Annotated in this window: 22 protein-coding genes and 1 rRNA gene; 11 read left to right on the forward strand and 12 right to left on the reverse strand. The window is 41.6% G+C overall.

Annotated elements, in window-relative coordinates; translation table 11 throughout:
• From rrf to F0361_RS18400, 4 genes are all read left to right on the forward strand, one after another.
• Nucleotides 1-87: ribosomal RNA gene (rrf, locus tag F0361_RS18385) — 5S ribosomal RNA — on the forward strand; the annotation flags it as partial.
• A gap of 166 nt (nt 88-253) precedes the next feature.
• Nucleotides 254-1,591: an amidohydrolase family protein gene (locus F0361_RS18390; RefSeq protein ID WP_154920861.1), complete on the forward strand. Its 1,338-nt coding sequence runs from the start codon at nt 254-256 to the stop codon at nt 1,589-1,591.
• A complete protein-coding gene (gene trhA / locus F0361_RS18395; RefSeq protein WP_154920862.1) occupies nt 1,588-2,235 on the forward strand; it encodes a PAQR family membrane homeostasis protein TrhA in 648 nt (215 codons plus the stop codon). The genes F0361_RS18390 and trhA overlap by 4 nt, the downstream gene beginning before the upstream one ends.
• A 31-nt stretch (nt 2,236-2,266) precedes the next feature.
• A complete protein-coding gene (locus F0361_RS18400; protein WP_246160935.1) occupies nt 2,267-4,507 on the forward strand; it encodes a DUF7133 domain-containing protein in 2,241 nt (746 codons plus the stop codon).
• 4 nt (nt 4,508-4,511) lie between these two features.
• Here the strand turns inward: F0361_RS18400 and F0361_RS18405 are convergent, their stop codons facing one another.
• Entirely contained in the window at nt 4,512-5,420 is a 909-nt protein-coding gene (locus F0361_RS18405; RefSeq protein ID WP_154920863.1) for a ThuA domain-containing protein, read from the reverse strand.
• 272 nt (nt 5,421-5,692) lie between these two features.
• On the opposite strand from F0361_RS18405, the gene F0361_RS18410 reads away from it, so the two are divergent.
• Nucleotides 5,693-6,511 carry an SDR family oxidoreductase gene (locus tag F0361_RS18410; protein WP_154920864.1) on the forward strand — a complete coding sequence of 273 codons (819 nt, stop codon included), beginning with the start codon at nt 5,693-5,695 and terminating at the stop codon, nt 6,509-6,511.
• Nucleotides 6,511-7,701, forward strand: a complete 1,191-nt coding sequence (uxuA, locus tag F0361_RS18415) for a mannonate dehydratase (RefSeq protein WP_154920865.1) — start codon at nt 6,511-6,513, stop codon at nt 7,699-7,701. The genes F0361_RS18410 and uxuA overlap by 1 nt, the downstream gene beginning before the upstream one ends.
• A gap of 84 nt (nt 7,702-7,785) precedes the next feature.
• Here uxuA and F0361_RS18420 read toward each other — a convergent pair whose 3' ends face one another.
• Nucleotides 7,786-8,211, reverse strand: a complete 426-nt coding sequence (locus F0361_RS18420) for a DUF4268 domain-containing protein (protein WP_154920866.1) — start codon at nt 8,209-8,211, stop codon at nt 7,786-7,788.
• Nucleotides 8,211-8,882 (reverse strand): ZIP family metal transporter, encoded by a 672-nt coding sequence (locus tag F0361_RS18425; protein ID WP_154920867.1) that lies wholly within the window; start codon nt 8,880-8,882, stop codon nt 8,211-8,213. The genes F0361_RS18420 and F0361_RS18425 overlap by 1 nt, the downstream gene beginning before the upstream one ends.
• A gap of 88 nt (nt 8,883-8,970) precedes the next feature.
• On the opposite strand from F0361_RS18425, the gene F0361_RS18430 reads away from it, so the two are divergent.
• Nucleotides 8,971-10,146 (forward strand): THUMP domain-containing class I SAM-dependent RNA methyltransferase, encoded by a 1,176-nt coding sequence (locus F0361_RS18430; protein ID WP_154920868.1) that lies wholly within the window; start codon nt 8,971-8,973, stop codon nt 10,144-10,146.
• Nucleotides 10,143-10,373: a hypothetical protein gene (locus F0361_RS18435; RefSeq protein WP_154920869.1), complete on the forward strand. Its 231-nt coding sequence runs from the start codon at nt 10,143-10,145 to the stop codon at nt 10,371-10,373. Before F0361_RS18430 ends, F0361_RS18435 begins: the two co-directional genes overlap by 4 nt.
• Here F0361_RS18435 and F0361_RS18440 read toward each other — a convergent pair whose 3' ends face one another.
• Genes F0361_RS18440 through rlmD form a run of 3 tightly spaced genes read right to left on the reverse strand, consistent with a single transcriptional unit; the run spans nt 10,374 to nt 13,027 of the window.
• Nucleotides 10,374-11,126: a DUF6048 family protein gene (locus F0361_RS18440; protein ID WP_154920870.1), complete on the reverse strand. Its 753-nt coding sequence runs from the start codon at nt 11,124-11,126 to the stop codon at nt 10,374-10,376.
• Complete coding sequence (locus F0361_RS18445; protein WP_154920871.1) at nt 11,107-11,613, reverse strand: DUF6452 family protein; 507 nt, start codon at nt 11,611-11,613, stop codon at nt 11,107-11,109. The genes F0361_RS18440 and F0361_RS18445 overlap by 20 nt, the downstream gene beginning before the upstream one ends.
• A gap of 1 nt (nt 11,614) precedes the next feature.
• Nucleotides 11,615-13,027, reverse strand: coding sequence for a 23S rRNA (uracil(1939)-C(5))-methyltransferase RlmD (rlmD, locus tag F0361_RS18450; RefSeq protein WP_154920872.1), 1,413 nt, complete (start codon nt 13,025-13,027; stop codon nt 11,615-11,617).
• Nucleotides 13,028-13,259: 232 nt separating this feature from the next.
• Here rlmD and rocD point away from each other — a divergent pair, with 232 nt between their 5' ends.
• Entirely contained in the window at nt 13,260-14,540 is a 1,281-nt protein-coding gene (gene rocD / locus F0361_RS18455; protein ID WP_154920873.1) for an ornithine--oxo-acid transaminase, read from the forward strand.
• Nucleotides 14,541-14,589: 49 nt separating this feature from the next.
• Here rocD and F0361_RS18460 read toward each other — a convergent pair whose 3' ends face one another.
• Genes F0361_RS18460 through F0361_RS18470 form a run of 3 tightly spaced genes read right to left on the reverse strand, consistent with a single transcriptional unit; the run spans nt 14,590 to nt 15,552 of the window.
• Entirely contained in the window at nt 14,590-14,889 is a 300-nt protein-coding gene (locus F0361_RS18460) for a CCC motif membrane protein (RefSeq protein WP_317131751.1), read from the reverse strand.
• A 12-nt stretch (nt 14,890-14,901) separates the two neighbouring features.
• Nucleotides 14,902-15,228: a CCC motif membrane protein gene (locus F0361_RS18465; RefSeq protein WP_138259684.1), complete on the reverse strand. Its 327-nt coding sequence runs from the start codon at nt 15,226-15,228 to the stop codon at nt 14,902-14,904.
• An 18-nt stretch (nt 15,229-15,246) separates the two neighbouring features.
• The gene (locus tag F0361_RS18470; protein ID WP_154920875.1) at nt 15,247-15,552 is read right to left on the reverse strand and encodes a DUF2752 domain-containing protein; all 306 of its coding nucleotides are present in this window, start codon (nt 15,550-15,552) and stop codon (nt 15,247-15,249) included.
• 58 nt (nt 15,553-15,610) lie between these two features.
• Here F0361_RS18470 and F0361_RS18475 point away from each other — a divergent pair, with 58 nt between their 5' ends.
• Nucleotides 15,611-16,153, forward strand: a complete 543-nt coding sequence (locus F0361_RS18475; protein WP_154920876.1) for a Smr/MutS family protein — start codon at nt 15,611-15,613, stop codon at nt 16,151-16,153.
• A 3-nt stretch (nt 16,154-16,156) separates the two neighbouring features.
• Here the strand turns inward: F0361_RS18475 and F0361_RS18480 are convergent, their stop codons facing one another.
• Nucleotides 16,157-16,660, reverse strand: coding sequence for a hypothetical protein (locus tag F0361_RS18480; protein WP_138259687.1), 504 nt, complete (start codon nt 16,658-16,660; stop codon nt 16,157-16,159).
• Between the two features lie 204 nt (nt 16,661-16,864).
• On the opposite strand from F0361_RS18480, the gene F0361_RS18485 reads away from it, so the two are divergent.
• On the forward strand, nt 16,865-18,013 hold the full coding sequence (locus F0361_RS18485) for a cysteine desulfurase family protein (protein WP_138259688.1): 1,149 nt from the start codon (nt 16,865-16,867) through the stop codon (nt 18,011-18,013).
• A 10-nt stretch (nt 18,014-18,023) separates the two neighbouring features.
• On the opposite strand, the gene F0361_RS18490 is transcribed toward F0361_RS18485, so the two are convergent.
• Both F0361_RS18490 and F0361_RS18495 read right to left on the reverse strand, forming a co-directional pair.
• Complete coding sequence (locus tag F0361_RS18490) at nt 18,024-18,674, reverse strand: hypothetical protein (RefSeq protein ID WP_154920877.1); 651 nt, start codon at nt 18,672-18,674, stop codon at nt 18,024-18,026.
• 9 nt (nt 18,675-18,683) lie between these two features.
• Nucleotides 18,684-21,116 carry a TonB-dependent receptor gene (locus F0361_RS18495; RefSeq protein WP_154920878.1) on the reverse strand — a complete coding sequence of 811 codons (2,433 nt, stop codon included), beginning with the start codon at nt 21,114-21,116 and terminating at the stop codon, nt 18,684-18,686.
• Nucleotides 21,117-21,127 lie beyond the last annotated feature (11 nt).

The following is a 21,127-nucleotide window of genomic DNA, read 5'->3' on the forward strand; positions in this document are numbered from 1 at the left end:
ACCCCTTACCATTCCGAACAGGGAAGTTAAGACCGTTTGCGCCGATGGTACTGCTATACCAAGTGGGAGAGTAGGTAGCCGCCTTCCTCAAAGCCCCCTTACATAACGTAAGGGGGCTTTTTTTATGCCCAAAAATTTATACTATTTCCTAAGGTCATTACAAATTCTTTTACATTCTTGATTGAACAATCCTGTGTCTTGGATATATGTTTTATATTCCCTATTTAGTATCTTTCTTTTAAAATTAATATTCATGCGAAAATTTCAGTTTTTGTTCGTTGTCGTTCTGGTATTCATGAATTCCGTTAACGCTCAAAATACCAAGATTGCCCTAGTAGGAGGAACTCTTATAGATGGATTTGGGGGCATACCTATTAAGAACAGCGTAATCCTTATTGAAGGAGAATATATTAAGGAGATTGGCAGTGTTGCCACTTTAGAAATTCCTTCTGACTACACTGTGATATCTACTGAAGGAATGAGTGTATTACCAGGACTTTGGGATATGCATGTACATACCATGATCAATGGTCATGCAGATTACACCTATTGGGATAGAACATACCCGCCATTACTGGAGGATGTAATAATGCCTTCATCAGCAGAACAATTACTATTAGCTGGTGTAACAAGTGCCAGGGATTTAGGTGGACCATTGCAAGAAAGTATTAATGTTAGGGATGCTATCAATAACGGAGAAATACCAGGTGCCACATTATATGTTTCAGGACCTTTTATCCAGCATGAGCCCTATCCCGGCACTGAAGCATTTCGATGGGGAGTGAATGGAATTGAGGATGGTAGAAAAAAGATTAAAAAATTGGCTGATGCCGGTGTAGATGTCATCAAGCTAATCGATCAAGATAAAATGACGATGGAAGAAGTAAGGGCAATCGTTGATGAGGCACATAAGCAAGAACTTAAAGTAGTTGCACATGCCCACAGACCGGAAGAAATCAGGAAGGCACTTTTGGCTGGTGCAGATTGCTTTGAACACACTGGTTTATCCTCGGCCCCGGAATATCCGGATGATATTATGCAAATGATAAGGGAACGTACCGCAGATATGAGCCAAGGTCCTTTATTCTGGTGCCCTACTGTGGAAGGATTATATAACTATGAATATATTAGGGACAATCAGGAGGAACTTGATAATGACTCTTGGCACCGTGGTTTACCTGACAGTGTAATTATGGATATCAGGAACAGTTTTGCACATCCCGATCGACTTCCCTATTTTCAATTGACGCCTTCCAGGAAGCCTACCTTGGAAACAAAGGTCAAGCAACTCTTGGATGCAGGGGTCGTATTATTAATAGGAACGGATAGTGGCATTCCCATGAAGTTCCATAGTCAATCAACATGGCATGAATTTGATGTTTGGGTAAATGAGTTTGGAATCGACCCAATGTATGCCCTTAGGGCAGCTACCTATTGGCCCGCGTTATGGATGGGCGTTGCCGATAAGGTTGGGACCGTAACTCCTGGTAAATACGCTGATATCATTGCGGTAAAAGGTGATGTTCTTCGTCATATAAACATTTTGCAGGACGTTGACATCGTATTTAAAAAGGGCAAGCAGTACAAATGAATTTGAATCAACTCTTCAAAATAGGAAATCAAGATACAGAAGAGCGTTTAAACTCCTTTTCACACTTTTGTGGTGTTATTGCCTCTTGTATAGGTCTTATTTTTTTATGGAAGGATAACAACCATAGGTCGGTCTATTCGGAATTTAGTATTGGGGTGTATGGTATAAGTTTAATAGTACTATTTGCATCTTCGACATCCTATCATTTTGTTGACAATCCTAATTGGAAAAAACGCCTTCGAATTCTTGACCACATAAATATCTATTATTTGATTGCCGGTACATATACCCCAGTAGCCTTGATAACTTTGGTGAATGGAAACGGTTGGACCTTATTTTACATTGTATGGGCAATTGCAGCATTGGGAACAGCATTAAAAATTTTTTATACGGGGCGATTTGAATTTATTTCTCTGTTACTATATCTGGTTATGGGATGGTTGATTGTCTTCGACCTTAAAAATCTCCTCGCAAATTCTACTTCCCTTGGTCTAACTCTTTTGTTTCTTGGAGGCATGTTTTATAGTGCTGGAATTATGTTTTACGCAATTCAAAGAATTCCCTACAATCATTTTATTTGGCATTTGTTCGTTTTGGCCGGTGCCTTTTGTCATTGGTTCTTTTTATATACCGATGTAATCTAATTTTTAAATAATTGTCTAATTTGAAGATTCGATGATTATTCGAAACTATTTTATACTTCTCCTTATTCTTTTTGTCTCATGTAAGAAGGATTATCATGAAACGGATGTCGACTTGACAGCCTATATTTTACAGGATGGATTTAAATTAAAACCCATTGCCTCAGAACCTTTGCTCATAGCCCCCGTAGCTATGGATTTTGACAATCGAGGAAGAATTTGGGTCGCCGAAATGAACGGTTATATGAATACTATGGAGGGCAAAGGGGAGGAGTTGCCACTGGGAACGATTAAAATTTTGGAGGATAGGGATGGTGATGGCGTTATGGACCACGCCAAAAAGTTTTTGGATAGTTTGAGATTGCCCAGGGCCATCGCCCATGTATACGGAGGCTTGTTATATGCGGAACCCCCCAATCTTTGGTACGTTGAAATACAGAATGACAGACCGTTTAATCGCATATTGGTCGATTCTATGTATGCTCCGGACGGTAATCCGGAACATCAGCCCAATGGACTTATGATGAATGTGGATAATTGGATATATAATGCCAAATCGCACTTTAGATACCGCCAAGTAAATGGGCAATGGATAAAGGAACCAACTACTTTTAGAGGGCAATGGGGAATTACCCATGACAACTTTGGGCGTTTATACTACAATGATAATTCCAGACAATTATTGGGGGATTATGTTTTGCCAAATAGAACTACCCGTAACAAGTTCTTGAAACCAGCCCATAGCGTACATAAATTGCTAACGGAAGACCAGCGAGTGTACCCGTTACACGCCAGTTTGGTCAATAGGGGATATGCCGAAGGTATTTTGGATAAGGACAGTTTGTTGGTAGATGTAACCGCAGCTTGTGGACCGCTGGTATACAGGGGAGGAATGTTTCCATTGGAATATGACCAGAACGTTTTTGTCTGCGTGCCCGAGGCAAACCTGGTCAAGCGTAATATTTTGGAATTTCATGGCGACAGTACCAGTGCCTATCAGGCTTGGCAAGGAAAGGAGTTTTTAGCGTCGACCGATGAAGGCTTTAGACCCGTAAGCCTATCCAATGGTCCGGATGGGGCATTGTATATTGTGGATATGCACAGGGGCGTAATTGGTCACCATGCGTATTTGAGTCCATACTTCAAAAAGAAGGCCAAGGAAAAGTCCCTGGATACCATTATCAACAGAGGTAGGATCCTAAAAGTAGAAAGTGAAAATATTTCAATTGCAACCCCAGTAAACCTCGAGACAGCTACAGATGAGCATCTTTTAGAATGGCTAGATCATCCAAACGGTTGGGTCAGGAATCGTGCCCAGCAACTTTTAATAGACCGAAACAAGAAAGGATTAGTGAACTCTTTAGTCAATTTGGTGAAAGAAAAGGAACCCAGTATTTCGCAAATTCATGCCTTATATACGTTGGAAGGAATGGATACCTTGGATTTTGATCTTTTACTTCATGTTGCTAAAAATGGCGAAGAACAACTGGCTGTCCATGCTATTGTTTTGCTCGAATCTTTCGTAAATAGCACTAATACTGCCGATTTCCTTGAATTGGGGAATGGGATAATCAAGGAAAAAAGTCTATTTAAAGATATGTATTTGGCCAGTTCATTGGGTATTTGGGCGCATGGATCCAAAGAAATGCTAGCACCTTTGCTTGTGGAGTATAGTATTTTATATAAGGGAAATCCTATTATATCCGAAGCTTTGGTAAGCGGTGCCGAGGCCATACTGGAAGATTATAAGGTGATTTTGGACCAAATTGACTTTGATAGGTCATCGATTTTGTACCAAATGCTATTGGAAAGCATACAAAATAAAGCCGATGCTATTCTAAATCCAATTTACGTAAGTAAGGGATTGAAAGAAGATCCTAGAACCAAGGGTGCAAAAATCTTTAGGCAGATTTGCGCTGCATGTCATGGCATCAACGGAGAGGGAAATGAGGGGCTTGCTCCGCCATTGGTACATTCAGAGTATGTTTCCAAGCCTATTGAGCGCTTGGCTTTGATAATTTTAAATGGATTAAAGGGACCCATCCATGTAAATGGAAATCGGTATGAAATGAATCAGGCTATGCCAGGGTTAAAGAATAACGAAACGTTATCGGATAAGGACATAGCAGATGTAATTACCTATGTGAGCAATGCATTTGCGGATAACCCTCAGTGGATTTCGGAAGAAAGCGTAGGTGAATTAAGGAAAATAGAATCCCAGGATGGGAATGAATTTACCGAGGCTGAACTGTTGGAACTCGATTTTGAAAATTAAGTGACTAGGACTTCATTGGACTATCGTCACATTCTAAATCTCCCGTTGCATATAACAATCCATTGAGCAGAAATGAAAGTATGCTAGGGTTTTCATAGCTCTGTGGATTATGTGAAGGGGCGGAGTAAAAGACCCTACCTTTTCCAAACTTTTTTATCCAAGCCAAATAACTTATGTTTTTGGAAACTTCTTTATTTTTTCCTTCTATTTTTTCCGTCTCCATATATAGCAAAGGCTTAAAATCAAACTCAAAATAGGCGTTGTCAAAAAAATAAGGTTCGTCCACATGTGCAAAGCCTTCCCCATCAAAGGCTCTAAGAATAGGATGGTCTTTATCCGCCAGTTTGACTTGGATCAACTGCTGTTTGGGATGATAATCAAAACTTCCACCCACCAATTCACTGAATTTTTTGGATTTGTTCAGCATGGTAATGCCACCGTGAAGTACCACCAAACCGTTACCTTCCCGGATGTATTGCAAAAGATTGGTTTCATATTGCTCGGCTTTTGACCAAGCCGCATTAGCATTCAATTCTTTCTTAAAAACGTCGTAGAAGAGATTTCTAAAATCTCTTTCGGAACAATTGTTATTCAATACGATCGCATCAAATTGCTGGATATTTTCCTTGTTGAACATGGCAACATCCTTGGAAGTTGTGATATCAAAATTTTCACTTTTTTCCGCTATACCTTTGATTACGGCCTCGGTGTGTGGAACCGTCCAATGGTCAAACCCGGTGAATAGGCTAAAAATCAACACCTTTTTCCTTTCTTTCAATTTTGGATAATCATTCGGTAATTTGGATACGATGGAATTTGTCCATTCCTGGGTTAAATCGAAAGCTTCCAGATCTTGTGAAGAAACCTCAAGACACAGAAATAGCAAAATAAGGGAATAGACTAAAGTTCTCATACGTTTAAAACTAGGTTAATAACTTGATTCTTAAACATTTCCTATTGTAGAGGCATTTAACTTACCATATCAAATCCCTCTATGAGGGTTTCATTTATTTATTTGAAATGTATTGGAATATACGTTTGTTTTTCACGAATGTAAGTAATTAAAATTTCTTTATTGAGGCCGCATGATGGGATATGAATTTCGAATATCTTATTTTTAGCGCGAAAAACGTTCGTCCCCGGATTACTGGATTCCGGTGTGTCGTTAAAACTTAATTTACTTAAATGACCGATTTATTTTCCCTAAAAAATAAGATTGTTGCACTTTCTGGAGGAACGGGAACCTTGGGCGGATCTATCGCCAAATACTTGATCGAGCAAGAGGCTCGGGTAATTTTACTGGGAAGGTCAACAAAAAAATTAAGGGATAAAAAAAATGAACTCGATAGCATTTCCCCGGATCGCACATTTACTTTTGAAGTGGATGTTTTAAATGAGGAAGCACTTAACGAAGTTCGGGAGGAGATTGCCCAAAAGTTCGAAAAGTTAGATGGTCTGATCAATCTAGCAGGGGGGAATATACCTGGGGCAACTTTAAGTGCCAATCAAAGCATTTTTGATATAGCGATTTCGGATACACAAAAGGTCTTGGATATCAATCTTTTCGGGACGGTCATCCCAACGATCATATTGAGCGGGCTTATGGCGAGACAGGGACATGGTTCCATTATAAATATTTCCTCTATGGCCTCAAAACAGGCTATTTCAAGGGTTTTGGGCTATTCCATGGCCAAAGCGGGCGTAGATACCTTCACCCAATGGATGGCAAACGAAATGGCTTCCAAATTTACAAACAGGATTCGCGTAAACGCCATCGCTCCTGGGTTTTTTATCGGAAATCAAAATAGAAGCCTTTTGACAAACGAAGATGGCTCCTACACGGAGCGCGGAAACAAAATAATCAACAATACGCCCATGGCCCGTTTTGGGGATGCTTCGGAATTAAATGGAATGGTCCATTATTTATTGAGCGAGGCTTCCAGTTTTGTAACGGGTGTGTGTTATGATGTGGATGGTGGTTTTAATTCTTTTTCAGGAGTTTAATGGAATATTTAAAAAAGACATTTAGGTGGTTTGGACCCTCTTTTGGGGTTCGATTAAGCGATATTAGGCAAATTGGAGTGGAAGGTATTGTGGCCGCTTGTCAGGAAGTACCTTTGGGAGAGGTTTGGCCCAATGAAACCGTAGCATCCCTGAAATCTGAAATTGAAAGTGCGGGATTGGATTGGTCCGTAGTGGAAAGTGTGAACATCCATACTTCCATTAAATATGGTCTTCCGGATAGGGACCGATATATTTCCAATTACATTGAAACGCTTAAGAATTTGGCAAAGAACGATATAAAAGTTGTTTGCTATAATTTTATGCAACTGATCGATTGGACACGTACCAACTTGGATTACAAATTGCCCAATGGGGCATCGGCATTGCAATACGATCCACTGGCCGCAGCAGCTTTCGATTTATACATCCTTAAACGCTCAAATGCGGAAAAGGACTACAACGAAGTTTTTTTAAAGGAGGTAGCCTCTTTTTTCAAAAATTTATCGACCGAGGAGATTTCCAAACTCGAAAAGTCTATTTTCGCCGGAATGCCGGGTTCAAGGAAGCTTATCGATTTGAACGAGTTCAAAAAGAACCATGAAATCGTTTTGGGAATCAGTAAACAACAACTTCAGGATAATTTGGCCTATTTTCTGAAAGCTGTGATTCCCGAGGCAGAAAAATTGGGTGTTAAAATGGCCATCCATCCAGACGACCCACCATTTTCGGTATTTGGGGTACCAAGGATAGTTTCCAATTACGAGGAACTCAAGTTTTTGTTGGATGCCTGTCCTTCGCCCAGTAATGGATTAACATTTTGTTCCGGTTCCTTGGGGGCCTCTTCCAATAATGATTTGGTGAAGATCATCAAGGATTTTGGGGATAAGATTCACTTTATCCATTTGAGAAACGTTCAAAGAAACGAGAATGGAAGCTTTTATGAGGCCGAACACCTAAACGGTTCCGTTCCTATGCAAAAGGTCATGAAAGCTATTGTTGAAGAGCAGTTTAAAAGAAATGAAAAGGGTGGTATAGTTAATATTCCCATGCGACCCGATCACGGCCATGTGCTTTTGGACGATATCCAGAGACAGGACGAGTTCTATTCCGGATATTCCTTAATAGGAAGGGCTATGGGACTTGCCCAATTATCAGGACTTGAAATGGGTATTCGGGAAAGCCTTCTTTAACAAAGGGGTTTGTTTGGGCTAGGGAAACACGGAATTCCATTTTTTAAATCATTGCATTGCAAAATACAACCCTATATAAGGAATTCAAGATTTTAAAATATCCCTGAAATCTTCAAAAAAGGCCTCGACAAGGCCCATGTTTTCATTGAAAAATAACATGGTCTCCAACCAGGTATTTTTGTTGTGGATAGATACTCCGTTACGTTCAACATAAATTCTGGAAATCTCTTTTTGGTTTTCCAGCAAGTGGTATTCTTCGAATATTGCATTGTGCCAGTAGTCCTCCAAAAGAACGGATTTCAAGGATAGGAGTTTTTCCCATAGCAATATACGTTGTTCAAGGCCTCCCTCCACATCAATGGATACCAAGGCTTTTTTGGAGTCAAAAGTGAATTTAAATGTCAGCCCCTTTATTTTGGTTTTATAGAGTATCCATTTTTTGGGATATGATTTACCAAAGGAAATCCAGAATTCCTCCCTGAGTCTTCGTGATTTCTCTTTGCTGAACATTAAATAAAATAGGCTATGGTTATTCCAAGTACAATGACCACTAGTTTTCTTAGGTTGAATTTATGTCCTTCTGAACTTTCAAATAGGATTACCGTAGAAATATGGAGTAAAACCCCAATGACAATGGCATTAATGAACATCAGGTTGTCCATTATAAAACCAAAGGATTGCGATAGATAGGTTCCCAAAGGTGTCATCAACGAGAAAAGTAGTATGAACAATGCAGATGCAATTGTTTTCATTTTGGAGTTCAATAAAAAGAAGCTCAGAATTACGGCGATGGCTATCTTGTGGATCAGGATTCCGTAAATAATACTGTTGTTTTCGGAAATGGGAATACCTTCTAGAAGCGAATGGATGGAGAGACTTCCAAAAAGCAACCAGGGAAAGTTAGTATCGGTTTTGGACAAATGAACGTGTCCATGCTCCGCACCCTTGGAAAAGAATTCCAGGAATATCTGTAGTAATATCCCCAACATGATAAATATTCCTATACTTTTGGTATTGGAATGCTCGTACACTTCCGGCAGCAATTCAAAAATGGTCAATGCGAGCAAGAACGCCCCGCTAAAGGCCAGTAATAATCTAAAATGCTCCTTTTTTTTGGGTTTGGTAAAGAAAACAAAAACAAAACTTAGCAGTACACCAAGAATTGGCAGAATATAAATCATGTAAAGCAGGGTTTGTTGCCTAATTGAGAATGGCGAATCTTTGCTGCATCAAAATTAACGTATTTTTGTTGTATGCTAAACAATGAGTATGGGGAATAATTTTAGGATGGTAGCCAAAACACTTTTTGGCTTTGAAGAAATATTGGCCAAGGAACTTAGGAACCTTGGTGCAGGAAATGTTGAAATTGGGATTCGCAATGTGGCCTTTGACGGCGATACCGGATTCATGTACAAGGCCAATCTATGCTTGCGGACCGCTATTAAAATTATAAAACCCATCGCCACCTTCTCCGTATTAGGGGAGAATGATCTTTATAAAAAGATTTTTCGGATGGACTGGGCCGAATATTTGTCCGTGGACGATACGTTTGCCATTGATGCCACTGTTTTTTCCGATAATTTCACCCATTCGCTCTATGTTTCCCAAAAGACCAAGGATGCCATTGCCGATAAATTCCGAGAAACGGATGGCAAACGTCCCAATGTGGATGTCAAGAACCCGGACCTAAGAATCAACGTTCATATTCACAAAGATCAATGCAATGTTTCCTTGGATAGTTCCGGGGCCTCCTTGCACCACAGGGGCTACAGGACAGCGACCAATATAGCCCCCATTAATGAAGTCCTTGCTGCCGGAATTCTATTGTTGAGCGGGTGGGACGGCCAGTGTGATTTTATGGATCCTATGTGCGGCAGTGGAACCATGCTGGCGGAGGCGGCCATGATTGCCTGCAATATTCCGGCGAACATCAACCGGAAAGGTTTTGCATTTGAAAAATGGCTCGACTTTGATGCAGATCTTTATGAAAAAATTATCGAGGCAAGTCTCAAAAAGACCAGGGAATTCCATCATAAAATCATCGGAATGGACAAAGCTCCCTCAGCGGTAAGAAAGGCAACGGAGAATATTGAGAATGCAAACCTATCGGATTATATAGAAGTAAAAAGGGATAACTTTTTCAAGACGGAAAAGGAGACGGAAGGACCTTTACACATGTGTTTCAATCCGCCGTACGGCGAACGTTTGGACATCGACATGCAAAACTTTTATGCCTCCATTGGTGATACCTTAAAACAGGGATATCCCGGCACCAACGCATGGATGATTACTTCAAATCTGGATGCCCTGAAATTTGTTGGGCTAAGACCCTCACGCAAAATAAAGGTATTCAACAGCCATTTGGAGTCCCGTTTGGTACATTATGAAATGTATGAGGGAAGTAAGAAGGCGAAATATAATAAAACTGGAAATACAGAGTCATGAGTTTGAAGCAAAAGGCATTGTTGTTCAATTTTTTGGGATTTGCCGTTATTTTCCTCCTATTCCGGTTTGGACTTTCTTATTTGTTGGCCATCAAACCGGTATATATTTCGGTACTTTCCGCAGTTTTGGCAATGGTTATTGCCCCAAAATTTGCCGTCGCTAGCATTGAGGGTGTCAATAAATTGTTGATGAAGTGGATTTTCCTGAAGGGTTTTAAGGAATTGTGATTATTGCTCAGGCTCCAGTTCCTTGGGCTGTTTTTTCTTTTTGTAGAGGGGTAGGAAATAGGAAATGGAATAATTATAGCCTACACCAAACCGGGTACCGTCCGTGACCTTGTTAAAACCTGGAATCCAAAGGTTGGGAAACCGATCGTCCCCACCGTCAGAATTGGAAACCAAAATTCCCAAACGTACACTCGCTCCCAAAAATATATTTGCGAACAGTTCCACTTTGGTACCAAAAAGTGCCTCTATCCATACGGCGGACCTTCCGGAAAATTCCTCCGCTATGTTGGAGCTTTCTACAAAATCCGTCGGATTCCAGTACCTGTTGGAATTGAAATATTGATAGTTGTTCAAGGTCTGACTAAAACTGCTAAAAGCCAATCGGCCTCCATAATAGAGCAAATTTTGTTCCCCGTACCAGTTTTCATAGGTATTGTTGTCAAACCCCAATTTGAGGTAGCTTCCGGTTGTGGTAAAATTATATAGGTCTTCCTGTTTTGTCTTGTCTTCCGTACCTAGTTCAGCGGCCAAGTACAGTTTTTCCGTGAGTCTATAATCGGCCACAATTTCAAATCCCGTATAGTTCTCGTCCAAAGCGCTGATCAAGGGCCTACTAAGGTCGATTCCCGCACGCAGTCCGTAAGCCTGTTTATATTCCACGGTATCCTTGGGCTGGGTGTCAATGGGTTTGCTTTGGGCAAAACCAAACATCAGTCCGGATAGAAAAAGGGAATTAATGAAATATTTTGACATGTGTGGAGTCTGAGTTTGTAATATTGGCCCTAACGATTTCTATATCCAAGATCCAATTATCAGAGCCGGATTGTAGGTTGGTCGTAAGACTGTCATAATTGACAATAAATCCGCAGGCACGCGATGTAAAGTCCTCTAGGCGTTCATAATTGAAGGTCAGGGTATCGATATTGCCAGTTTCTTGTCCGCCATCGTTTGTGGCAGAGTTGGAAATCATCAAAAATGTGGTTGCATCCGTTTCCGTTCTGAGAGGGATTTGGACGTTGTTCACATTGGACCGATCTGTAAATGTATTGACCGCAGTACTTTGCCCTTCGCCCAAAATACGCAGGGCGGTGACATTTTTGTTTGCGGTGGGGTTGGCCGCATCAAAAAATTCCAGAACAAGCAGCGGTGTATCTCCCTCAACACAAATGTCATCCTTCTCACAGGAAGCCACAAAGAGGATACACAATACCGCGAACAAGACCCAACCTAACTTCTGCATGCTAATTTTTCTTTTTCAAAAGTACGACATTTTCAACGTGGTGTGTCTGTGGGAACATATCCACGGGCTGAACCTTTACTACCTCATACCTATCTTTCATCAGCTCAAGGTCCCTGGCCTGGGTAGCACTATTACAGCTTACATAAACGATACGTTGTGGGGAAATGTTGAGAATTTGTTGCACCACATCTTTGTGCATGCCGTCCCTTGGGGGGTCGGTTATGATGACATCTGGTTTTCCATGTTGTGCAATGAAACTATCGTTAAAAACGTTTTTCATATCCCCAACGAAGAAAGCCACATTATTAATATTATTTCGTTCCGCATTTGCCTTGGCATCCAGAATAGCGTCCGGAACGGATTCGATTCCAATGACTTTTTTGGCCTTTTTGGCAACGAATTGGGCTATGGTTCCCGTTCCGGTATAAAGGTCGTACACCAGTTCGTTCCCGGTAAGCATGGCGAAATCCCGGGTTATTTTATAAAGTTCGTAGGCCTGTTCAGAATTTGTCTGATAGAAGGATTTTGCGGTAATCTTAAAGGAAAGGCCTTCCATCTCTTCAAAAATATGGTCCCTCCCTGCAAAACAAATCACCTCTTGGTCGTAAATGGTGTCGTTTTGTTTTGTGTTGACTACGTAGAGCAAGGAAGTAATGTCAGGGAATGTTTCCTTTAAATGATTTAGCAATAGTTCTATTTGAGGTTTGTCTTCCTCAAAAAACTGTATCAATACCATCAATTCACCCGTCGAAGCCGTGCGTATCATGAGGGTGCGCAGCAAACCATGTTGATTTCTTGGATTGAAAAAAGTAAGGTCGTTTTCTTGTGCGAATTTTTTGGTTTCCAACCGTATGGCATTGGATGGATCCCGCTGCAGATGGCATTTTTTTATGTCCAGGATCTTGTCCCACATGCCCGGTATATGAAAACCGAGGGCGTTTTTGTTATCGATGTCCTTGTTGGATTGGATTTCATCCATGGTAAGCCACCTGCTGTCCGAAAATGAAAACTCCATTTTGTTCCTATAAAAATAGATGTCCTTGGAGCCTAAAATGGATTGGATTTCGGGTAGATCCAAATGACCTATTCGCTTTAAATTGTTCTCAACCTCTTTTTGTTTATAATAAAGCTGGTGATCATAGCCCATATTTTGCCACTTGCATCCGCCACAAACACCAAAATGTTCGCATTCAGGTTCGACCCGCTTTTCCGAGAGGGAGTGGAACGCAACGGCTGTACCCTCAAAATAGCTTTTTCGTTTCTTGTGCGTTTGCACATCCACCACATCGCCCGGTACGGCGTTATCCAAAAATACGATTCTTCCATCTGGGGCCTTCCCCACGGTTTTCCCCTTGGCACCGGCGTCCACGACTGCTACTTTTTCAAAAATGAGTCTCCTTCTGTTCTTTCGCATGCGGCAAAAATAATAGGTTTCTTTGGATTGAAGGTTAGGATAGGCATACTATTAACAAGTGCGTTGACACCCTTCAAAAAAGCTTTAAAATGAATTGGAATATTTGTACTTTTGAAGCTCTACAGGGATGATTTCTCTCCCACGCTGAATTTTCGTTCCGATGCCCATCGGGATAGCGAAAGGATAAAGGTACAGAAGGAATTGCTAAAGTCTTATTTAAAGTAATTTTATCATGTCAGTTTTAGAAAAAATCACTTCTGAAGATGCCATTGCATTGGAGGATAAGTACGGGGCCCACAATTACCATCCGTTGCCCGTAGTTTTGAGCAAGGGAGCCGGCGTATATGTGTGGGATGTGGAAGGTAAAAAGTATTACGATTTTCTTTCGGCCTATTCTGCAGTAAACCAAGGGCATTGCCATCCCAAGATTGTTGGGGCCATGATGGAGCAGGCCCAAACCTTAACGCTCACTTCCAGGGCATTTTATAATGACAAATTGGGCGCGTTTGAAAAGTATGCAACGGAAACTTTTGGGTTTGATAAACTCCTCCCGATGAACACCGGTGCCGAAGCCGTAGAGACCGCCTTGAAGATCTCTAGAAAGTGGGGGTATGAGAAGAAACGGATTCCGGAGAACGAAGCGGAAATCATTGTGTGTGAAAACAATTTCCATGGACGGACCACCACGATCATTTCCTTTTCCAATGATCCTATTGCAAGAAGGAACTTTGGGCCTTATACCAAGGGCTTCCTAAAAATCGCATACGATAACCTGCAGGCCTTGGAGGAAGCTTTGAAAGACAACCCCAATGTAACCGGATTCTTGGTGGAACCTATCCAAGGTGAGGCCGGGGTGTATGTTCCGTCCGATGGGTATTTAAAAAAGGCGAAGGAACTTTGCGAAAGATATAATGTGCTTTTCATTGCCGATGAGGTACAGACAGGCATTGCGCGTACGGGCCGACTTTTGGCTACCTGCGGTAATTGCTCCTGTTCAGATAAGCATTGTAGTGGCACTCCAGAGGTAAAACCCGATATTTTAATTTTAGGGAAGGCATTGTCCGGTGGGGCCTATCCTGTTTCCGCTGTATTGGCCAATAACGATATTATGGAGGTCATTAGACCTGGTAATCATGGAAGTACTTTTGGGGGCAACCCAGTGGCCGCTTCCGTTGCCATGGCCGCATTAAGTGTCATTAAAGAGGAGCGATTGGCAGAAAACGCCCAAGAACTTGGGGAACTGTTCCGGGAAAAACTGAATGAATTCATCCCCAATTGCGATTTGGTTACTGCGGTGCGGGGTAAGGGCCTTTTGAACGCTATTTTAATCAATGATACCGAAGAAAGCTCCACGGCATGGGATATTTGTATGGCCTTGAAGGAAAACGGTTTATTGGCGAAACCTACGCATGGTAACATCATCCGATTTGCGCCACCACTGGTAATGACCAAAGAACAGCTACTGGATTGTGTCGGCATAATCATCAGAACGTTGTCCGAGTTTAAGAAATAAAAAAATCCCCGAAATTCTTCGGGGATTTTTTTCTCTCGATTCCTATTATTTAAAAATTACCTGATGACATTACAAGGGCTATGATTGCCCCAAAATAAATAATGGTAAAAATCAAATAGATCAAGGCGAGGCCCAATCCAATATAGGAAAGGATCCTTCCTGTTTTTACATTTTCATATCCGCTGTACGAATTGCCGACTTCAGACCGATATATGTTCTCCGCTTTTTTGGCATTGCTCAGTCCTATGAAACTGAAAATAGCACCAAAAGGACCACAACAGAAAATGGTCAAAACAATGGACAGAATGCCAAAAGTTAGGGCATTACTTGCGCCGGGTAGTGGTTGCATATTCATAGTTGACTACTCTTCAATTCCCCACTGTTCCATCATTTCCCTTTGTTGTTCCATAATGCCGTCCCAACCGATAGTGCTTATTTGGTATATCACGCTACCTATGTAATATACGCTTAAAACAATTCCTATAATGGCCAGAATCTTGCCAATGTTGATGGTCTTAAAGTTGGAGTACAGTTCAGGGTTTTCCTTATAAATCCTTTGTGATTTAAGGGCCAATACCAAGGCTATCACCGCTGGGATGATCCCAAGACCAAAACACCAGCAACAGATAATTCCAAAGATTGATAAAACGATGATCGCTATTTCATTAGGTAATTTTTGTTGTTCCATAATTTTTAAAAGGTTTGGTTAGATAAATTTTAAAATAAAGTTAATGAATACGGCCGCAGTGCTTATAAACATGAGTGAAAACGTAATATTGGACTCGTGTTTAAAGTTAAACCTATTTCTCACTAGTAAAAACGCGAACAGGGCAATCAAAGGATATATGGCAGGATACATTTTAAAGGCCTCCACAAATTCGCCCTTAAACAAAAACAAAAGGGACCGTTGTAATCCGCATCCCGGACAGTCCACACCCAGAAATTGCTTCGTAAAACAGGGAAGCATGTACTTCTCAATGTTGAGTATATATAACAATGCCGATAGTTGCATGGTACGCTTTATTCACAAGCAGAAAATTACCACTATTTTTGGGTAAACAAAATAAAAAATGACGCAATTTGAAATAGGGGATAGGGTAGAGGCAATTGACGATGTCATATCGGGAACCGTGACACAAGTAAGCGGTCATATGGTTACGCTCATGACCAAGGACGGATTCCCCATGCAATTTCAGGACACGGAATTGGTGCTGGTCTCCAATGACATAAGGGTAAGTAATTTTGAGGTGGCCCAGGTAAAGAAGGAAAAAGAGCTTCCCAAAAAAAGAACTAATAAAACGGTCAAGCCCAAGGAAAGAAACCTACCAAAGATGGAAGTGGACCTACATATTAATCAGTTGGTGAAAAACCCAAAGCCCTTGAGCAATTTTGAAATGTTGAACCTACAACTGGACACTGCGAAAAGGCAGCTTGATTTTGCCATTGGCAAACGCATACAAAAAGTAGTGTTTATACACGGGGTGGGCGAGGGAGTCTTAAAGGAGGAATTGTACTCCTTATTTAGAAAATACGAAAATGTAAAATATTATGATGCCGACTACCAGAAATATGGATTAGGAGCCACCGAAGTATATATCTTTCAGAACTACTGAAAACTACAATTTGGTCGTAACCGTACCGAAATCATTGATGCGTAAGTCTGTAATCCTACTTTCATCTTCGGTTACCAAAGAAATGCCGCTTAGACGTATGGTGTGTTCAAAGGTAACGGAATCCACGGGCGCTGTAGTTATAAAAACGACCCCATCCTGAGCAATGATTTCCTTGGTGACCACAGGTTCAACAGGTGGCACATCGTCACAGAAATAGTTCGAGGAGACCGTGCCCGAGAAGATTCGGTAGGTCACGGAACCCGATTCCGTAATGTTCACGGTAATGTCCTCCGTAGTAGCCTCGTTTTTTATCGCCCCATTGGGCAATTCAAGAATCAGGGCCTCATCCCCATTGATCTTGAACAGCACATTGGCCGAAGTTACGGAGACCCCACCGCAACTTTGCACGGAAGTAATACTATCGAAATCCAGGGTTTCTATTTCCAAATCCCCATCGTCACACGAAAGGAAAAGCGCAAACAGCGCTAAGACAACATACTTTTTCATCCCTCAAATTTAATTGAATTATTGGATATGGCTCAATCGACCCAACACCAATTATGTTTAAATTAACAGGGCCAAGGTTTGGAACCTGGTGTAGAAATAGCATTGATATGATTTATAGTTTTGGCATATCCTCCCCTTATATCAAGGCATTTTCCTTTATTTCAATTATTTTTGCGGCTCTAAAGAAATCTGATTCAGGAAGTCATGAAGCACGTATATCTTGACAATGCCGCTACTACCAAGGTTCGGGACGAAGTAATATCTAAAATGCAGGATGCCTTGGCCAACAATTATGGTAATCCATCCTCTACGCACAGTTACGGTAGAACGGCGAAAACGGCTATTGAAAGCGCCCGTAAAACCATTGCCAAATATATGAATGCGCTACCTTCTGAAATTATATTTACGTCCGGGGGCACGGAGGCGGACAACATGATTTTACGAAGCGCCGTGAAGGACTGCGGGGTAAAGACAATTATCACCTCAAAAATTGAACACCATGCCGTACTGCATACCGTGGAGGAAATGGAACAGTCCGGCCTACTTGATGTTTTGTACGTTCGTTTGGACCAGGTTGGAAATCCAGATTTGGAACATTTACAGGAACTATTGCAAAAGGACTCGGGCAAAAAACTTGTAAGTCTTATGCATGTAAACAATGAAATAGGAAACTTGTTGAATATTAAACAGGTCGCCAAAATGTGTAAGGAACACGGGGCCTTGTTCCATTCGGATTCCGTGCAGTCCATTGGACATTACCCTTGGGATGTAAAAGAAGTCCCGGTCGATTTTCTAGCTGCCGCCGCGCATAAATTTCACGGCCCAAAAGGGATTGGTTTTGCCTTTATTCGCAAGAATTCCGGTCTTAAATGTTTGATATCCGGAGGTTCCCAAGAGCGCGGTTTTAGGGCGGGAACGGAATCCTTCCATAACATCGTAGGCTTGGAAGAGGCCTTTGTTTTGGCCTATGATAATCTTGAAAAAGAGCAGTCTTACGTAAAGGAATTAAAAGGGTATTTTGTGGAAAAGATTAAAACCGAGATTCCGGGAGCCAAGTTCAATGGTCTTTCCGGAAGTCTGGAAGAAAGTACCTATACCCTTGCCAATGTCTGTTTGCCCGTATCTCCAGAAAAGGGTTTAATGCTTCTTTTTCATTTGGATATTAAGGGAATTGCCTGTTCCAAGGGAAGCGCTTGCCAATCCGGTAGTGATTCCGGTTCCCATGTGCTCAACGAAATTTTAAGCGGCGAGGACCTAAAAAAACCTTCTCTAAGGTTTTCGTTTTCAAAGTACAACACCAAAGAGGAAATCGATTACACGATTGGGGTGCTTAAGGAATTTACCCTCCAATAGCAAAAACCTTTTATTGGCCTCTGTCCCTTTTACGTTCCCGTTCGTATGGGAATTTTCGAATGGCAAGCTTCATCATCCGATCTATCAGGTCATCGGTATTCTTGCCGGTCTTTTTGTTGATTTCCTTTTCATATTTCCAGAGAAGTTTGCCCGTATCGCCATCACTTATCTTAACTCCGATCCTTCCATAGTCCGCAGCTCCAGAGAAATAATCGGTTATACTAAAATCCGTGGAAACTCCCTTGGACAATAACACGTTCAAGTCCAGCGTGCCACTGATAATGGCATCTACGCCCAGGATCTCGCTCAGTTGTTTGGTGGTATAGACATCTATATTGCGGTAATCAATGTTGTGCTGGGCAAGAATCGCCTTGGTGTCCTTAATATTCTGGAAGTCCACCGGAAATTTCTTTTTTTTCTTTCTTTTGGAAAAATAGGTTTCAAAGGCATCCTGAACGGCATATCCCTCTTTTTCCTCTAGGGATTGGATATCTTCTTCGGATGCATTTTCCCTCAGGTCCAAATTGGTAAGGAAGGGTAGAATGGCCAGCATTTTATGGTCATCGCTCATTTCATCGAAACGAGGGTTTTCATAAATGTTTTTTTGGGCGTTTAAGGAAAAGGCGCAAAATAGGGAAACGTAAAGTATGAATTTCTGCATTTTTCTATATCACAGTCGCATTTGTAATCTCAAGTTAAGAACCCTGGATGTGAGATAGTTGGGTACGGCAAACTCATTTTTACTATCCACGTCCCTTACCCATGTATTGGTTATCGAATTTTGATTGTTGAACAGATTGAAGATTTCAAAACCGACACTCAAATTCTTGAAAGCGTGTAACCAGTGGCTTTCGGGAAAGGATTTGTTCTTATCGGCAAAAATATAGGAAATTCCTAAATCGGCACGTTTATAATCTCTTAATCTATTCTGAAAAATATAGGGGTCCGCATAACTGGGGGAACCCCCTGGTACGCCCGTGCTGTACACCAGGTTCAAATACATTTTCAGCTCTGGAATGTTGGGAATGTAATCTTGGAACAGGATCCCCAGTTTCAGCCTTTGGTCCGTTGGTCTTGAAATATAGCCTCTATTGTTCCTATTTTCCTTGGTTTCCATATAGCCCAAGCTTACCCAGGATTCAGTTCCGGGAACAAAGGCGCCGTTGAGCCTTACTTCAGCTCCATACACATAGGCCTTCGCATCGTTATTTGCGCTATATCGAATACGAACATCCTCCAATGTGTAGGGATTCACATCGGTCAATTTTTTATAATATCCCTCGCTGATCATGGTAAACGGCCGTTCCCAAAGCAAGAAACTATATTCATTCCCAGCAACGATATGAAAGGATTTCTGGGCTTCCACATAGGGATTGATAGTACCCGTGCTATCCCTTAACTCCCTGTAGAAAGGAGGTTGTTGGTATAGGCCCGTGGCAATTCTGAACAGCATGTCTCGCTTCCAATTCGGTTTTATGGCAATTTGGGCCCTAGGGCTTACAACGGTATGCGATACTTTTTCTACATTCTGTCCACTGACCGTCCAGTGATGGGCGCGTATGCCTAGATTGTAATACAATACGTTGGAGTTCCACGCTGTTTGGGTGCCCATTTGTACAAAACCGGAAAACCGATTGGTCTTAACAAAATTTAGGGCATTAATGCTTTGATAGGCCTCTAAAGGCGCTAAAAACGGTTCCTCTGGCTGATTGTTCACAAAAGATGATCCCGGAGGTCGTACCGAAAACCCTAAGGAATCGATGAATTCAGATTCCCGCAGTTGGTCCCTGATATCCTCATGGGTATATTTTACGCCCCATTCCACATTCGTTTTATCCTTCCGATGGCTCCCCCTGTGGGAAAGATTGACTATGAGTGCGTCCAAATCGTTTCTGGCACGGTTAAACTGGGAACCCACACCGCGACTGTTGGTGGGCTGTCCAAAGTTGTCGCTCCCCAAATTACTATCCACTTGGCCCAGTAGATAACTCGCAATAACATCCGAGTATTCTTCCTCCGTGGTATGATAAATGGAGCCTATCAATTTTAAGGTGGTATTTTCATTCAAATAATAATTTCCCTTGAGGGCACCCAATGCCGTTGCGAAGCGATTGTTTTCCCTTCCTTCATAAAAAATGGTCAGTGCCCGGGGATCCGTAATGGTCCCAAAGTTGGTCTGTCTCTGTCTCGGTTCATTTCTATAATTGTTGACCGATATGTTTCCTAAAAAATTTATATTGAACTTGTTAGAAACCTGATAGGTGATAAAACTTTGTAAATCCGTAAAGTTGGGTTGAAGACTTCCCTGAGTCTGGAGACTGTTTAGTAATAGTGAATTGTTTCGATACCGGAAACCCGATGTGCTGCTTAGTTTCTTGTTTTTGGAACGTGTGTCCATGGAAACATTGGCCCCTAAAAAGCTAAAGTCACCCGTGAGGTTAAAACTGGTTGGGATTTTGTATTTGATATCCAGTACGGAAGAGAGTTTGTCCCCATATTTCGCCTGAAAACCTCCAGCGGAAAACATGACCTCCTGCACAAGGTCGCTGTTGACAAAACTAAGGCCTTCCTGTTGTGCGGAACGAATTAAAAAAGGTCTATATACCTCAATATCATTTATGTAGACCAGATTCTCATCGTAATTTCCCCCGCGAACGGAATATTGGGTGCTCAATTCATTGTTGGAGGTTACGCCAGGCAACAGCTTTAGGATATTCTCCACGCCGGCATTGGCACCAGGTATTTTTCTGATCTTTTCGGGCGAGATGTTCAGGATTTCCATAGGCTTTCTATTGCCAGTGGAAGTAACGGTAACCTCGTCCACTTGCAGCACATCCATTTTTAGAACCGGGTGAAACTCAAAGGTCTCATTCGTATTCAACAATAAATTTTCAAGAATGACCTTTTGGTGGCCAATATGTGAAAAAGTTACGGACGTTTCTAAATCTGAAACCAGTTCCAGAAGATAGAAGCCCGTTTCGTCCGAGAAGGTTCTGGAACTGCCTGATGTAATCTCGACATTGGGCAAGGGGGTGTTCTCCTCATCCAAAACAATTCCTGTTATGGAGGCAGTTTGGGCGGCCACAATAATGCAAAAAAGCATTATTGGGACGA

Source organism: Maribacter flavus (genome assembly GCF_008386635.1).
GTDB lineage: Bacteria > Bacteroidota > Bacteroidia > Flavobacteriales > Flavobacteriaceae > Maribacter > Maribacter flavus.

Coding starts and splice junctions, on each gene's coding strand:
- F0361_RS18390 (WP_154920861.1), top strand. CDS start 254: ATGCGAAAATTTCAGTTTTTGTTCGTTGTCGTTCTGGTATTCATGAAT.
- trhA (WP_154920862.1), top strand. CDS start 1,588: ATGAATTTGAATCAACTCTTCAAAATAGGAAATCAAGATACAGAAGAG.
- F0361_RS18400 (WP_246160935.1), top strand. CDS start 2,267: ATGATTATTCGAAACTATTTTATACTTCTCCTTATTCTTTTTGTCTCA.
- F0361_RS18405 (WP_154920863.1), bottom strand. CDS start 5,420: ATGAGAACTTTAGTCTATTCCCTTATTTTGCTATTTCTGTGTCTTGAG.
- F0361_RS18410 (WP_154920864.1), top strand. CDS start 5,693: ATGACCGATTTATTTTCCCTAAAAAATAAGATTGTTGCACTTTCTGGA.
- uxuA (WP_154920865.1), top strand. CDS start 6,511: ATGGAATATTTAAAAAAGACATTTAGGTGGTTTGGACCCTCTTTTGGG.
- F0361_RS18420 (WP_154920866.1), bottom strand. CDS start 8,211: ATGTTCAGCAAAGAGAAATCACGAAGACTCAGGGAGGAATTCTGGATT.
- F0361_RS18425 (WP_154920867.1), bottom strand. CDS start 8,882: ATGATTTATATTCTGCCAATTCTTGGTGTACTGCTAAGTTTTGTTTTT.
- F0361_RS18430 (WP_154920868.1), top strand. CDS start 8,971: ATGGGGAATAATTTTAGGATGGTAGCCAAAACACTTTTTGGCTTTGAA.
- F0361_RS18435 (WP_154920869.1), top strand. CDS start 10,143: ATGAGTTTGAAGCAAAAGGCATTGTTGTTCAATTTTTTGGGATTTGCC.
- F0361_RS18440 (WP_154920870.1), bottom strand. CDS start 11,126: ATGTCAAAATATTTCATTAATTCCCTTTTTCTATCCGGACTGATGTTT.
- F0361_RS18445 (WP_154920871.1), bottom strand. CDS start 11,613: ATGCAGAAGTTAGGTTGGGTCTTGTTCGCGGTATTGTGTATCCTCTTT.
- rlmD (WP_154920872.1), bottom strand. CDS start 13,027: ATGCGAAAGAACAGAAGGAGACTCATTTTTGAAAAAGTAGCAGTCGTG.
- rocD (WP_154920873.1), top strand. CDS start 13,260: ATGTCAGTTTTAGAAAAAATCACTTCTGAAGATGCCATTGCATTGGAG.
- F0361_RS18460 (WP_317131751.1), bottom strand. CDS start 14,889: ATGCAACCACTACCCGGCGCAAGTAATGCCCTAACTTTTGGCATTCTG.
- F0361_RS18465 (WP_138259684.1), bottom strand. CDS start 15,228: ATGGAACAACAAAAATTACCTAATGAAATAGCGATCATCGTTTTATCA.
- F0361_RS18470 (WP_154920875.1), bottom strand. CDS start 15,552: ATGCAACTATCGGCATTGTTATATATACTCAACATTGAGAAGTACATG.
- F0361_RS18475 (WP_154920876.1), top strand. CDS start 15,611: ATGACGCAATTTGAAATAGGGGATAGGGTAGAGGCAATTGACGATGTC.
- F0361_RS18480 (WP_138259687.1), bottom strand. CDS start 16,660: ATGAAAAAGTATGTTGTCTTAGCGCTGTTTGCGCTTTTCCTTTCGTGT.
- F0361_RS18485 (WP_138259688.1), top strand. CDS start 16,865: ATGAAGCACGTATATCTTGACAATGCCGCTACTACCAAGGTTCGGGAC.
- F0361_RS18490 (WP_154920877.1), bottom strand. CDS start 18,674: ATGCAGAAATTCATACTTTACGTTTCCCTATTTTGCGCCTTTTCCTTA.
- F0361_RS18495 (WP_154920878.1), bottom strand. CDS start 21,116: ATGCTTTTTTGCATTATTGTGGCCGCCCAAACTGCCTCCATAACAGGA.